The organism is Maribacter algicola (assembly GCF_003933245.1).
Lineage (GTDB): Bacteria > Bacteroidota > Bacteroidia > Flavobacteriales > Flavobacteriaceae > Maribacter > Maribacter algicola.
The window spans coordinates 346168-360517 of sequence record NZ_QUSX01000001.1 but is presented as its reverse complement, the minus strand read 5'-3'; the positions used below and the strand labels follow the sequence as shown (position 1 = coordinate 360517).

The 14350-nt window shown below is 40.5% G+C and carries 15 protein-coding genes; 8 read left to right on the top strand and 7 right to left on the bottom strand.

The features are described from left to right. The first annotated feature begins 95 nt into the window (after positions 1-95). Complete coding sequence (locus tag DZC72_RS01580; RefSeq protein WP_125221162.1) at positions 96-458, top strand: rhodanese-like domain-containing protein; 363 nt, start codon at positions 96-98, stop codon at positions 456-458. 144 nt (positions 459-602) lie between these two features. Here DZC72_RS01580 and DZC72_RS01575 read toward each other — a convergent pair whose 3' ends face one another. The 5 genes from DZC72_RS01575 to DZC72_RS01555 all read right to left on the bottom strand — a co-directional run bounded on the left by DZC72_RS01575 (position 603) and on the right by DZC72_RS01555 (position 6206). After that, a complete protein-coding gene (locus tag DZC72_RS01575) occupies positions 603-1607 on the bottom strand; it encodes a hypothetical protein (RefSeq protein ID WP_125221161.1) in 1005 nt (334 codons plus the stop codon). Positions 1608-1804: 197 nt separating this feature from the next. Then, complete coding sequence (locus DZC72_RS18085) at positions 1805-2419, bottom strand: TMEM175 family protein (RefSeq protein ID WP_125221160.1); 615 nt, start codon at positions 2417-2419, stop codon at positions 1805-1807. A gap of 17 nt (positions 2420-2436) precedes the next feature. Then, positions 2437-4458 carry a M3 family metallopeptidase gene (locus tag DZC72_RS01565; protein ID WP_125221159.1) on the bottom strand — a complete coding sequence of 674 codons (2022 nt, stop codon included), beginning with the start codon at positions 4456-4458 and terminating at the stop codon, positions 2437-2439. Positions 4459-4559: 101 nt separating this feature from the next. Further along, complete coding sequence (purE, locus tag DZC72_RS01560; protein ID WP_125221158.1) at positions 4560-5048, bottom strand: 5-(carboxyamino)imidazole ribonucleotide mutase; 489 nt, start codon at positions 5046-5048, stop codon at positions 4560-4562. Positions 5049-5051: 3 nt separating this feature from the next. Further along, entirely contained in the window at positions 5052-6206 is a 1155-nt protein-coding gene (locus tag DZC72_RS01555; RefSeq protein WP_125221157.1) for a 5-(carboxyamino)imidazole ribonucleotide synthase, read from the bottom strand. Between the two features lie 101 nt (positions 6207-6307). Between DZC72_RS01555 and DZC72_RS01550 the strand changes: the two genes are divergently transcribed. From DZC72_RS01550 to DZC72_RS01520, 7 genes are all read left to right on the top strand, one after another. Beyond that, positions 6308-7414 carry an adenylate kinase gene (locus DZC72_RS01550; RefSeq protein WP_125221156.1) on the top strand — a complete coding sequence of 369 codons (1107 nt, stop codon included), beginning with the start codon at positions 6308-6310 and terminating at the stop codon, positions 7412-7414. A gap of 259 nt (positions 7415-7673) precedes the next feature. Next, positions 7674-8675 (top strand): GTPase ObgE, encoded by a 1002-nt coding sequence (obgE, locus tag DZC72_RS01545; protein ID WP_125221155.1) that lies wholly within the window; start codon positions 7674-7676, stop codon positions 8673-8675. A 98-nt stretch (positions 8676-8773) separates the two neighbouring features. After that, positions 8774-9484, top strand: coding sequence for an ion transporter (locus tag DZC72_RS01540; protein WP_125221154.1), 711 nt, complete (start codon positions 8774-8776; stop codon positions 9482-9484). A 121-nt stretch (positions 9485-9605) separates the two neighbouring features. Then, positions 9606-10133 (top strand): DUF4136 domain-containing protein, encoded by a 528-nt coding sequence (locus tag DZC72_RS01535; RefSeq protein WP_125221153.1) that lies wholly within the window; start codon positions 9606-9608, stop codon positions 10131-10133. 243 nt (positions 10134-10376) lie between these two features. Beyond that, a complete protein-coding gene (locus tag DZC72_RS01530; protein ID WP_125221152.1) occupies positions 10377-10577 on the top strand; it encodes a hypothetical protein in 201 nt (66 codons plus the stop codon). A 163-nt stretch (positions 10578-10740) separates the two neighbouring features. Then, complete coding sequence (locus tag DZC72_RS01525) at positions 10741-11811, top strand: sensor histidine kinase (protein ID WP_125221151.1); 1071 nt, start codon at positions 10741-10743, stop codon at positions 11809-11811. Further along, entirely contained in the window at positions 11808-12542 is a 735-nt protein-coding gene (locus tag DZC72_RS01520) for a LytR/AlgR family response regulator transcription factor (RefSeq protein ID WP_125221150.1), read from the top strand. The genes DZC72_RS01525 and DZC72_RS01520 overlap by 4 nt, the downstream gene beginning before the upstream one ends. On the opposite strand, the gene DZC72_RS01515 is transcribed toward DZC72_RS01520, so the two are convergent. Further along, complete coding sequence (locus DZC72_RS01515) at positions 12539-13549, bottom strand: transglutaminase domain-containing protein (RefSeq protein WP_165869246.1); 1011 nt, start codon at positions 13547-13549, stop codon at positions 12539-12541. The genes DZC72_RS01520 and DZC72_RS01515 overlap by 4 nt on opposite strands. 5 nt (positions 13550-13554) lie before the next feature. Then, positions 13555-14280: a carboxypeptidase-like regulatory domain-containing protein gene (locus DZC72_RS17905; RefSeq protein WP_125221148.1), complete on the bottom strand. Its 726-nt coding sequence runs from the start codon at positions 14278-14280 to the stop codon at positions 13555-13557. Positions 14281-14350: the final 70 nt, after the last annotated feature.

Genomic DNA, 14350 nt, shown 5'->3' with positions numbered 1-14350 from the left:
AATTAATGTATTTTTGGCGCAAGGCATCTTAGCTGACAAATCCGTATTTAAAAGTAATTTCTAGGGTTTGTTGCCAGTTCATTAAATAAAACGTCATGAAGTATCCAATGATTTTACTCCTTTCCATACTCTTGAACATATCCTGTGCCCAAACACAGACACCTACCTCAAGGCCCATTACCAGTGTGTCTGCGGATGAGTTAAATAACGTAGTCTTGTTGGATGTACGCACTCCAGAGGAATATGCCGAAGGCCATCTAGACAACTCTTTGAACATTAATTGGTTCGATACTGATTTTGCCCAACAGGTGGAGGGGATTGACAAGGACGAAACCATTTATGTGTATTGTAAGGTTGGTGGCAGGAGTGCCAAGGCCCAACAAAAATTACAATCCTTGGGATATAAAAATGTAGTCAACCTTGAAGGTGGGTATGATGCTTACAAACAAAAAAAATAAAGGGGCTTTGCAGGGGAGATGCTATAATTCCAATACTTGGCATTATTAAATTTTCGTCTCTTCAAAGCCATTTATCCCATATTTTCCAAGGCTGGCCAATGACTTATGGCGAAAGGATTGTTAATGTCCAAATGAGATGCATTCCTATTTAGACAGGTAAATTAAATTGGCCACATAGAGCTGGATATCTTCTGCAGCTAACCCAGCAGGGAATTCATTGTCGTATACAAATTCCATGATAACTTTTTCATCCTCCAAAAAGTCGTTATCCAAGGCGATGCTGGAACATAAAAAGCTTTTTTCAGCCACACATTTATCGGAATGTCCAAAGCCGAGAACGTGTCCTAACTCATGCTTGAAAAGGACCGTTGCAGGGTTGGATATCCACAATCTGGCATTGCTAAGGACCGATGCATTGTTGGATGTCATTGCATACCCTGAATAGGTTCCTCCATTGATGATCTCGAACATATCAGGCCAAACTGCCTCAACCTCAGAGGTTTGTCCATAGAACAGATGTGCATTCGACTCCTCCAAGGTTTCCACCAAGGATACATTAAAATCACTATTTTGGAATATTTCATTGTATTCTTCTAAGGCCGCTTCCACATTGGATTTAAATTCATTATTGAAATTTCCGTCCAGATAGAGTTTGATGGGTTCGTTCCACCGACTTGAAAATTCCAAAGGTGCTCCATGGGTAGGCGCCTTCCAAAGGGTCAAATATTGAAAATAGTCAATGAATTCCTTTTCTGCGGCGGTAAGCAGTGTATATTCGTCAATATTGTTTATGGTAAGATCAAAGGACTGCTCAACAATAGATTTTCCATCGAATACCGATACGGTGAACGGAAGGCTTTGAATTTCTTCAAAGTCCAAAACAATCCCGGCCCCAATAGTAATTTCGCCGGTTACCTCGTTAATTTCCAGGCCATTTAGGGATTCCATGGTAAAGGTTAGCGTATCGCCATCCGCGTCCGTTGAAGATACGGACCCTATGGAAGTTCCGGCAGGAGCATGTTCATCAACGCTAAAGGATTTTAAAGTGATTGATGGCAAACTGTTGCCGTTTTCTTCTGGTGTGGTAGAGGAATCCTTACTACAGGAAGCTAAAAGTAAAATGGAAAAAACAAAGCTGATTTTTTTCATCTGTGACCAATGGTTTGCGGTTTAAGCCCACAAATTAGCTCCAACGTCCCGTTCATAAAATTATATGTGGTCAATGTTGGATATGCTGTTGTAAAAACTTTGATATCATATATGTCCAATCTTATTTTCTTTTGTAAATGTATTTCCTTGCAACCTTTCCGCAGGAATATACAAGCAATCGATAATGATTAACGTGTCTATAAGCGTTTTTTGTAAAACTTGTCGCCAAAGGCTTGAAAAACGAAGATCAAGATGAAAATAATACGGGAGATCCATGGTAAAAATAATGCTAATAACGCCGCTAAAGACCAAATAATCACGGCGTTTAAAGATCTAAATTTTAACCAATTACCAATTGTACGCGTCATCCCGTTTTTGTTGAGTTCTTTTTGCGAGATATAGCGAATTAATAAAAAATTGAGTAGTCCAAGTAATATTAAATTAAAACAGTAGAAAATAAAGGAAGCAGTGCCATAAAAATCACCTACGTACATGGCCGTGGTAAAAGGCAAAAAAATCACAAAAAGAAGCAAAAAAATATTGATCCATATTAGTTTTTCGTCTACGTCCCCTACATATTTAAAAATCCTCAAATGGGAAATCCAGTAAATCGCGATTACCATAAAACTGACGAAAAACCCAATAAAACTGGGAATCCTATTGGTAAGAATGGACGAAAAATTTGTTGCTGCAAGTGTCTCACTATTTGGTACATCTATTTCCAATATAAGTAAAGTCATGGCAATTGAAAAAACTGCATCACAAAAGGAAGTGACCCGGTTTTTATCATAAGTAAAACTAAATTTTTTCATTGCCTACTTTTAATAAATTAATTCAAAAGGCCGGCCCTTTCCAGAAGGGCCTCTACCTTGGGCTCCGCTCCCCGGAAACGCTTATACAGGACCATCGGGTTTTCCGTTCCGCCTTTTGATAGAACGTGCTCCCTGAATTTATGGGCCACTTCTTTATTGAAAATTCCTTGTTCCTTAAAGTAGGCAAAGGCATCGGCATCCAAGACTTCGGCCCATTTGTAACTGTAGTAACCGGAGGAATATCCGCCTTGAAAGATATGGGAGAACGATGTGCTCATGCAGGTCTCAGGCGTATCTGGATATAGTTTTGTGCCTTCAAAAGCCTCGTCTTCGTGTTTTTTTACATCGGTGATATTGCTAGGGTCTACTCCATGCCAGGACATATCCAACATACCGAAACTTAGTTGTCTCAAGGTCTGCATACCCTCCTGAAATGTTGCGGATTCCTTTATTTTGGTAATCAGTTCCATGGGAATTACCTCCCCCGTTTCGTAATGTTTTGCAAATAGCTCCAAGGCTTCTCTTTCGTAGCACCAATTTTCCATGACCTGACTTGGAAGCTCTACAAAGTCCCAATAGACCGAAGTGCCCGATAGGCTTGGATATTTAGTATCTGCCAACATCCCATGCAGTCCATGGCCAAATTCATGGAACAAGGTCGTCACCTCATTGAAAGTCAATAGGGAAGGTTTGCTTTTGGTGGAAGGTGTAAAGTTGCACACATTACTTATATGTGGACGGACATTTTCACCGTTTCTTTTCCATTGCGATTTAAAGGAGGTCATCCAGGCACCACCACGTTTACCGGGTCGCGGGTGGAAATCGGCATAGAAAAGGGATACGAAATTTCCGTCCCCATCATACACGTTATACGTTTTTACATCGTCATGGTATTTATCGATATCGAATACCTCTTCAAAATTTAGGTCGAACAACTTTTCTGCGACCTTGAAAACACCGTCAATGACATTCTCCAGTTTGAAATAAGGCTTTAGCTTTTCGTCGTCCAAATCGAACAACTTTTGCTTCAGTTTTTCGGAATAATAACTGCCGTCCCATTTTTCCAAAACGGCTATACCATCAAGATTCATGGCGAAATCTGCCAATTGCTTGAACTCCCTTTCCGCGGCGGGTTTAGCCTTTTCCAGAATTTCGTTTAGAAAATCATGCACTTTTTCAGGACTTTCTGCCATTCGTTCCTCGAGTACAAAATGGGCATGGGTCTTATAACCTAACAACTGTGCCCTTTCAAATCGCAGGGATGCTATCTTTAATACGTTTTCCTTGTTGTCCAGTGGATCATCATGAAAGGCCTTACTGCCAAAGGCAATGGAAAGCTCTTTTCGCAACTCCCTATTTTTCGCATATTTCATAAAAGGAATATAGCTTGGGTAATCCAGGGTAATCATCCAACCTTCCTCTTTTCCTTTTGTCAGTGCTAACTGGGCCGCGGCTTCCTTTTCGCCTTTGGGAAGTCCGTCCAAATCCTTTTCATCCGTTAGGTACTTTTGATATTTGTTGGTTTCCGCAAGGACATTTTCCCCAAATTTTAGTGTAAGCTTGGAAAGCTCGGCATCGATTTGCCGTAGTCTTTTTTTCTTTTCCTCTGGTAGATTGGCGCCATTCCTACTAAAATTCTTGTATTTTTTTTCCAATAAGGTCCTTTGTTCCACATCCAGGTCCAAGGAATCCATTTTTTGATATACATCCTTTATTCTTTTGAACAAGGCTTCGTTTAGGGTGATGTCGTTACCGAACTCGGACATTAAGGGCGATACCTCTTGTGCGATTTTCTGAATGGTATCGTTTGTTTCGGCAGAATTTAGATTAAAAAAAGTACATGAAATCCTGTCCAATTGTTGGCCGGCAAATTCCAAGATCTCAATGGTATTTTCAAAGGTTGGTTCCTCTGGATTATTGGTAATAGCATCTATTTCGGCCCGTGCATCCTCAATCGCTTGAAGAAAGGCCGGTTTAAAATGTTCGTTTTTTATTTTGGAGAAAGGGGCGGTGTCAAAAGGTTCTAAGAGTGGATTCATTCCTCGTTTTACTATTTTTTCAGTTTTCCGGATTTCACTAACAGAAAGTTTGTTTTTTACTAACAACTAACAACTAACAACTAACAACTAACAACTAACAACTATTTACTATTCACAGATTTCGCTCCCTCGATTACCTTTTGTTTCAGGCCTTCTTTGTAAAGGATGATTTTGTCCAGAACGCATTTATCTGAACTACCTATAATCTGGGCTGCGAGGATTCCGGCATTTTTGGCACCATTCAGGGCTACAGTGGCAACGGGCACGCCACCCGGCATTTGAAGAATTGATAAAATCGAATCCCAACCATCTATTGAGTTGCTGCTTTTTACGGGCACACCTATGACAGGTAAAGGGGACATGGAAGCGACCATACCCGGCAAGTGCGCCGCGCCACCTGCGCCCGCAATTATCACTGTGTAACCATTTTTGTGGGCGTTTTTACTGAAGTCGAACAGTTTTTCCGGAGTTCTGTGGGCGGAAACGATATCCACATCCACTTCAATGTCAAAACCATTCAGTATATCTATGGCGTCCTGCATTACCGGAAGGTCGCTGGTACTTCCCATTACTACGGCTACTTTACTCATAACTTATTTACTGATTACTTTAATTGTTTCCTTTACCTGTTGCGCTGTTTTTCTGGCTTGGTCAATATCTGGGTTCACTATGGTGACATGGCCCATTTTTCGGAAAGGCCTCGTTTGTTTTTTTCCATAGATGTGGGGCGTAACACCCTCAAGTTTTAAAATCTCTTCCATGTTTTCATACACCACATCGCCGGTATGGCCTTCGGCACCTACCAGATTCACCATAATTCCTGCAACTTTACTTTCGGTAGCGCCCAAAGGTAAGTTCAGGATGCAGCGAATGTGTTGTTCAAACTGATTCGTATAGCTTGCTTCAATACTGTAATGTCCGCTATTGTGGGGTCTTGGGGCTACCTCGTTGACTAGTATTTGATCGTCTTGGGTCTGGAACATCTCCACGGCCAATAAACCTGTAAGACCAATTTTTTCGGCAACATGTAATGCAAGTTCCCGTGCCTTTGTCGCAACTTTATCATCGATCCTTGCCGGGCAGATTACGTATTCCACTTGGTTGGCTTCGGGGTGAAATTCCATTTCTACGACAGGGTAGGTCTTTGTTTCACCCTTTGAATTCCGAGCAACAATGACCGCCAGTTCGTTTTTGAAGGGAATCATCGTTTCAGCGATACACTCTCCTTTGGGCAGGCCTTGCAGGTCGGCAAGCGACCTAACCACTTTTACGCCCTGGCCATCATAGCCAAATTGAGCGACTTTCCATACAAAGGGCAGTTTCAATCCGCCATTATTGATGCTGTCCTCAATTTCGCTCAAATAGGCAAAACGTTGAAATTCTGCGGTGGGGATATCATGGTCCACATAAAAAAGCTTCTGTTTGGCCTTATTTTGAATTATACGTAACGCTCTGGGCTGTGGAAATACTTTTAAACCCTCCTTTTCCAAACGCTCCAAAGCATCTAGGTTTACATTTTCGATTTCTATGGTAAGGACGTCCAAGCCTTGGCCAAAATTATAGACTGTTTCAAAGTCAAGTAATTCGCCTTGGACAAATTGGTCACATGAGATTTTACAGGGAGCCTCTGGTGAGGCATCCAAAACCTTGGTCCAGACATCCCACTTTCGGGTCTCATAGAGCATCATTTTACCCAGTTGGCCCCCGCCAAGGATTCCTAATTTAAAATCAGAAGAAAAATAGTTCATACGTACCGCAAAAATACGCTTAAATCTTAGAATCTGTTTCCCCGATATTCAAAAACACACCTCAAAACCCTATATTTGCCAACCTTACTAATTTTTTAAAATTGATACGGTTACACGACAAATATTTCAAACCTTTTCTTAGTGAAAAGCAAATCTTGGGGGCCATTCAGCGGATGGCACAGGAAATTGCCGTGGACTACAAGGATGATACGCCCATTTTTGTAGGGGTTCTCAATGGGGCCTTTATGTTTGTATCTGATTTTCTAAAGGAATACCCCTATTCATGCGAAGTCTCGTTCGTTAAGTTAAGCTCCTACCAAGGGCTTACCTCTACGGGTATCGTGGAAACCTTGTTGGATGTGCCGGACAATATTGAAGGGCGAAGTATCATCATTCTAGAGGATATCATCGATACAGGACGCACCTTGCAGAAATTGGTGCACTTGTTCAGCAATACCAAGGTGAAGGAATTTAAGATTGCGAGCCTTTTTTATAAAGCGGAAGTCTATAATGGCGAATATGCCATCGATTATGTAGGGCTTGAGATTCCGGATAAATTTATAGTAGGGTATGGGCTGGATTACAAGGAATTAGGAAGGAATCTTAGGGAAGTTTACCAATTAAACCAAAAATATATGATCAATCTTGTACTGTTTGGAAAACCAGGGGCGGGCAAGGGCACACAAGCCCAATTTTTAAAGGAGAAGTATAACTTAAAACATATTTCTACGGGAGATGTGTTCCGTTATAATATTAAAAATGGTACGGAATTGGGAACCTTGGCAAAATCCTATATTGATAAAGGCGAATTGGTGCCTGATGAGGTGACAATAAAAATGTTGGAGGACGAAGTGGATAAAAATCCGGATGCCGATGGATTTATTTTCGACGGTTTTCCTAGGACGACCGCCCAGGCAGAGGCCTTGGACAATTTTTTGGAATCCAAGGATATGAAAGTGGATGCCACCATAGCGCTGGAAGCAAACGATGATATCCTTATAGAGCGCCTTTTGGAAAGAGGGAAGAATAGCGGTAGGTCTGATGATCAGGATGTATCCAAGATTAGGAACAGGTTTGAGGAATATAATTCAAAGACGGCACCTTTAAAGGATTACTATGAGGAGCAACATAAATTTCATAGTGTCAATGGAATTGGAAGCATCGATGAGATTACCCAACGTTTGACAAAGGTCATTGATTCATTATAGCTACCGTTTTTTCAGATTTCTCGTAATTAAATCGGGAATAAATATAGATACCTAATGGCAGAGGAGGTCATAAGACCAAAAGACGCGCTAAAGAGCTGTTTTTTTATTGGTTGCGGTTCCATGCTTGCCATGATATTAATCGCAATAGGCTATTTGGTATATCTGTTTTATTTTTATGATCCCTTGTCATAAAATCCTTTGTCCTTCCTTCCTTCTTAATTGTGTAGCTTTGTACTCAATTTAAATTAATCCATTCAAGATGACCGAAGGTAATTTTGTAGACTATGTAAAAGTGCACTTGGCATCAGGCAACGGAGGTAAGGGATCCATGCACCTTCATCGCGAGAAATATGTTGCCAAAGGTGGTCCAGATGGAGGGGACGGTGGACGTGGAGGTCATGTAATCATCAGGGGCAACCAGAATCTTTGGACCTTGGTGAATTTCAAGTTCAAAAAACATTTTAAGGCCGGTCATGGGGAGCATGGAAGTAAAAACAGAAGTACCGGTGCAGATGGTGCAGATGTATATTTGGACGTACCCCTAGGAACCGTTGTAAAAGACCCTGATACCGATGAGGTCCTGTTCGAGATAACGGAACATGGCGAGGAGAAAATTGCCTTGGAAGGCGGTATGGGCGGACTCGGAAACTGGCATTTCAAGACATCCACCAACCAAACGCCAAGATATGCCCAGCCCGGTATTCCCGGTCAAGAGGGATATTTTCTATTGGAACTGAAGATTTTGGCAGATGTGGGGCTAGTAGGTTTTCCAAACGCTGGAAAGTCTACTTTACTTTCCGTGATAACTTCGGCAAAGCCCAAAATCGCCGATTATGAGTTCACCACGCTTAAACCCAATTTGGGGATTGTGGAATACCGAGATTTTCAAAGTTTCGTCATGGCCGATATTCCGGGTATCATAGAAGGAGCCGCGGAGGGAAAGGGTCTTGGCCATTATTTCTTACGCCATATTGAGCGAAATGCTACCTTATTATTTTTGATTCCTGCCGATAGCAAGGACATTAGTCAGGAGTATGCCATTTTATTGGACGAACTAAGAAGATATAATCCAGAATTGTTGCACAAGGAACGACTCATAGCCATTTCAAAATGTGACATGTTGGATGCCGAATTGATGGACGAAATGAAAAAGGAGTTGGATGTGGATTTTAAGGGAATCCCTTACATGTTTATATCATCCGTAGCACAAATTGGCATTACGGAACTAAAGGACAAACTTTGGCAAATGCTGAATGATTAAAAACTTTTTTGATGAAATGGGCCAATTTTTGCTGATTTCTACTAGAATAATTGTCAGCGAATTACATATGACCTTTAATAAACAATAAATTTTCACAGATGAAACGGTATCTAAAAAATATTGTTGAGTTGAATGATAATCCTAAGAGTCGGTTTTTCGCTTATTTTATCCAGATTTTAATCTTTGTTTCCATTGTCTCCTTTTCCTTTGAGACCGTTCCTGATTTGGAACCCAAAACGAGGAGTTTACTGCGGGGCATCGAGATTGTTTGTGTGATAGTCTTCACTTTGGAATATCTGTTGCGTATTTATGTAGCCGATAAAAAAACCAAGTTTATTTTCAGTTTTTTTGGTATTATAGATTTCTTGGCGATTTTGCCTTTTTACCTTGCCCTGGGTGTCGACCTTAGGTCTCTAAGGGCTTTGAGGTTCCTTCGCCTTTTCAGAATGTTAAAATTAATGCGCTATAATAGGGCCATAAAACATTTCACCAGGGCCCTTGTAATGGCCAAGGAGGAAATTTTTCTATTTCTGTTTGTCACTTTGATCTTGATCTACTTTTCCGCGGTGGGAATCTATTATTTTGAAAATAAAGCCCAGCCGGAGCATTTTTCTTCGGTCTTTGATAGCCTTTGGTGGGCTATCATAACACTTACTACGGTTGGCTATGGGGATGTGTACCCAATAACGGTAGGCGGTAGGATTTTTACTTTTTTTATTCTGATGATCGGTTTAGGTATCGTGGCTATTCCAACCGGGATTATTTCCTCTGCGCTTACAAAAAGTGTGGACAAGAAAGAGGAGGATTGATTTTTTTACTATCTTAAGGTAACCTCGGAGCAAGCACACAAAGCATTCAAAGCAAAAAAAGTTTGAATTAGAGGTAAGTTTTGGAGCATTTAAATCTCGACTATCGAGTAAAATATTCAGGATGAAATATTTATATATACTAGTGCTGATGCTACTTTTTGTATCGTGCAGCACCATAAAAGTAAACTACGATTATGAGCGGGAATCGGATTTTTCCGCCTATAATACCTATAATTATTTAGAGGACATGCAGACCGGTATTCCTGAACTAGACGAGAAACGCTTCTTTAGGGCCATGGATATAACACTCCAATCCAAGGGCTTAAAATTTTCTGAAGAACCAGACCTCCTAATAGATGTAAAAAGCTTGATTTTTGAAAGCCAATCAGGTAACACCATGGGCGTTGGACTTGGTGGTGGCAATGGGGGCCTCGGTGGTGGCGTATCCGTGGGGATTCCTGTTGGGAGTCCCAATCTTACCCGGGAAATTGAAATTAACTTCATCGATGCCAGAAAGGATGTATTGGTTTGGCAGGCGATCGGTACACAGCCATATAAAGAGGGTGCCCCACCTACCATAAAAGAAGAAAAAATGCAAGAACTAGTTGCTGAAATATTTGAAAAGTACCCGCCCAAAACCAGAAAATAATAGTTTCCAAAAGACTTTTTTAAATACCCTATTTTTCTTCGCCAAGCTCTAGTATATAGGGTTTTTGAGGAATGGTAGCCTCAATTTATAGGTTTTAAATAATTGATTTTCAATATATTACAATTTATCTAGGAAAAACTTCCGTTCGGTGACGACTTTCTACCGTTCGTCATAAACCTTTTAGTTTTCTCGAGATGGCTCTATAGTTTTACATCGTAGTATTAACAATTAAAAAACAACATCATGAAAACAATCGACAAAACTAAAGTAACTGTATTAGCCATAGGGACCTTAACCGTATTGGTATCCCTTTTAGGAGCTTTAAATGATTTAAACTTAATGAACTACTTTTTTCCGCTGTATGCCGGGTTGATCCTAGTTGGAGTTTCTCTATTGCACAAAGAAAACAAAGAAGAAATCTCCAGTAAGAAAATCATCAAGTAGCAAAAGAGTGTTATCGACCGAATCCATTAATCACAAAAACAAATAGCATGATTGCAATTGTAAAATTTATTATGGTATTGGTAATTCAAATCTTATTTTAGTTTCAGCCTATTTGGCTGAAACTATTTTTTTGTTCCCCCTATAATTACCTTTACATTCCCGTATGGCTTCCTTTATAAAAAAACATAGATGGGCAATTTCATTTTGGTTGGTCCAGCTCCTTTCCTGGGGTGGTCTGGTATTTATCGCTTATGCCTTTACACCGGATGCTGACGGGTACAAAGCCACCAACCTGTTCAAATACGGTCTTTTGTCCACCTTTTTAATAGGCGTCTTTTCCACGAGTCTTTTACGATTTTATTTAAAGCGGATACTCAATTTTGATGCATTTGAGACCAGTCAAATACTAAAAATTCTAATTGGGATTTCCGTGGTTTCCCTTATTTATTTTGGACTTTCATATGGTACAGGCTACTATATGGGTAAATGTGGGGAAGAAGATGTTAAGGTACCGGAAATGTACAAGGAATTTGGTTTGGGATTGATGTTGATCAATTCCTTTATTACGATTTTTGGCTGGACCATTTTTTATTTATCCGTAAAGATAGCAGCAAAGCTCAACGCAAATAGGGTAGAACGCGCCGAACTAAATGCTAGCCTTAGACAGGCCCAACTGAACACTTTAAAAGGACAGATTAATCCACATTTTATGTTCAATAGCCTGAATAACATCCGTGGGTTAATGTTGGAGGATGTTGAGAAGTCAAGGGATATGTTGACCAAGCTCTCAGAAATGCTTCGATACTCCCTTACCAAGAACAATATCAACTCGATCAAACTTGTAGAGGAGTTGGAAATGGTGGATAACTATATAGCACTATCCAAGATTCAATTTGAGGATAGACTGCAATTTTTAAAAGAGGTCCAAAGCGAAACGTTGGAAATTAAAATACCGCCCATGATTATTCAGTTGTTGGTCGAAAATGCCACCAAGCATGGTATATCCAAACTCAAAGCGGGTGGCACCATAAAACTCGTTACTGGCATTGAGAATCAGGATTTGATTATAAAGGTCCTAAATACAGGAACCTTGCAAATTGCGGAAGATTCTACGCAATTGGGGCTCAAGAACATCAAACAAAGGTTACGACTTTTATACGGAGACCAAGCCAATTTCTCCATTGAGGAAATAAATGGTGAAGTTGTAGCGACCATAAATATCCCACTAACATGAGCCAAATTAAAGCAGTCATCGTAGAGGATTCGCGGCTTGCCAGAAACGAGTTGAAGGAACTGATCAAAAGCTATCCAAACATAGAAGTCATAGGGGAGGCCGAAAATGTGGATAAAGGTTTTGCACTTATTGAGGAGCACAATCCTGATTTACTTTTTTTGGATATCAACATGCCCGAAAAAGACGGTTTTGAACTTTTGGAGATGTTAGATGAGGTTCCAATTACCATCTTCACGACCGCCTTTGATGAATATGCCATAAAATCCTTTGAGTACAACGCTTTGGACTATTTGCTAAAACCCATCAATGAAAAACGTTTCGCGCAGGCCATGGAAAAGGTGGAGGAAAAACTCAGCAAAAATAGGGAAGCTACTACCAAGGAAAACACGGAACGATTGACGGGTAACAGTCAAATTTTCATCAAGGACGGTGAAAAATGCTGGCTTATAAAGGTGGGGGATATTTCCCACTTTGAGATTGTTGGGAATTATACCCGTGTCTTTTTCCAAGATGAAAAACCTATGCTCTACAAATCTTTGAACCAGGTAGAGGAAAAGCTTCCGGAGAAGTATTTTTTCAGGGCCAATCGGCAACAGATTATCAACACAAATTTTATCGCCAATGTGGTACCTTGGTTTAATGGGAAACTAAAATTGACCATGGCCAACGGCGAAGAAATTGAAGTATCTAGAAGACAATCCTACCTTTTCAAGGACAAAATGAGTCTTTAATTCCTACGGACTTTCACAACATACGTAGCAATTTTGTCACCATCAAATACAATATGGGCGTCATAAAGTCCGGTCCTATTAAAGGTATATTCCATTCGAATTTTCCCAGGTTTCAGCAGGGTTATTTTTGGCTGAACTTCCACATCCTTACCGCCTTTATTCAGGGCAAGCCTAAATTTTTTTACGTCCAAACCCTCAGGTATTTTGAGTTCAAAAGAAGTGTTTACATCCCGTAAAACCTCCAAGTGCATTTTTTCTGGTAAGATTGGTGCAATACCAAATCTAAAAGCCTCTTTGTAAATCACGGGTGCTACTATGAAATCGGTCAGGGATGGTAACTCTTCAAGTAGCGACAGTTCCAATTCCAAAGGGTAGTGGTTCTTTGTGAATAATTCGGGATTTGGCAGGAAGTAGACATCATCATAATCCGGTTCAAATCTTGGGCCGGAATCATCGAGCATAATCCTTCCCGCCGACCATGTGGCATCGCACAGATACCATTTTCCATCCAGTTTTACAGTATTCCAGGAATGGTTTGGCGGGTCATTTTCCTCTAAAAGCAAGGTGGGCGTTCTGCCGTATCCGTTTACGATTTCGCTTTGGAATCCGGCCAAGTTTGCCATTTCCTTGATGAGGTAGGCATATCCCGTACAGGCCGTTCTTTTTTCGGCAACCAATTTTTCAAACACTTTGGGGGTAAAGCTTTCGTTCCATGCTAAAAATCGGGCTCTGTCCTTTTGTATTTTCTTCCTTTTTTTCCGGGTTTTCAGATAGGATTGGTAATCGTTCTCAATATTAGTGCATACCCATGTGAAAATGGCCCTGAATTTTTCTACATCCGTGGTTAGGTCCTTGGTTAGCTCATAGGTCAATAAAGGCGGGTTTTTCAGGCTATGTCCTTTATATGAAAAAGCGATGCTATCGGCCTTGGAAAAGTCGGATTCATTTAAATTGACAAACTGTCCAAAACCGATAGCACAGGATAAAAACAGGAATAGGAATGCCAATCGCATTATTTAAAGAGTGCGATGAATTTTTGGAAAATGTTTCTCTTGGATTTGTAAGCGTCACCTACTACTACATCGCCCATGAGCTCAATATCAGTGGCATCGAAAACGATGGTAATATCGATGGTATCGTTTTGACTTGCGGCAACTTTATATTCTTTGGTGTCGTACCCAATATAGCTAAAGACCAAAACGTCGTTGATTTCCAACTTTTGAGGAAACTCAAACTTTCCATCATAATCGGTCGTCGTGCCTATGGAAGTTCCTTTGAGTATTACATTAACACCCGGCAAGGGTAAATCGGTTTCGTCCAAAACGGTTCCCCGTACGGTATAACTCTCAGCCACAAGAGAGTTGCTGCCTACTCTTTGGGAAATTACCATTTCCATTTTTGGAGTGGCTTGGGCAACTTCCTGGGATTGTACGGGAGCGGTCGCGCACAGCGCCAAAAGCGAAAAACTGGCAATGCCAAAACTTTTTGGGAAGATATTCATGTTCATGATGCCAACGGATTCAAATTCATAGATTTTGAGTTGGGAGATCCTGAATCGGCCACAGGTGCTACCATTGTCCTTTTTAAAATGCTGTACGACTTCCAAATCCGATAGTCTTGTAAAATCGATGACTTCTTTTTGACATTGGTCGCAAAAACCTCCTTGTTCAGTACTTCTAAAATTAGCAAAATTTTCGGAACAAGGATTCTTGACAGAGATTTGTAATGACTTTTTCATGTTAAATACGTTTAAAGGTTTGTCCCTAAACTATATTCATTTCAAAACATGTAAAACCACCCTTTAGGCA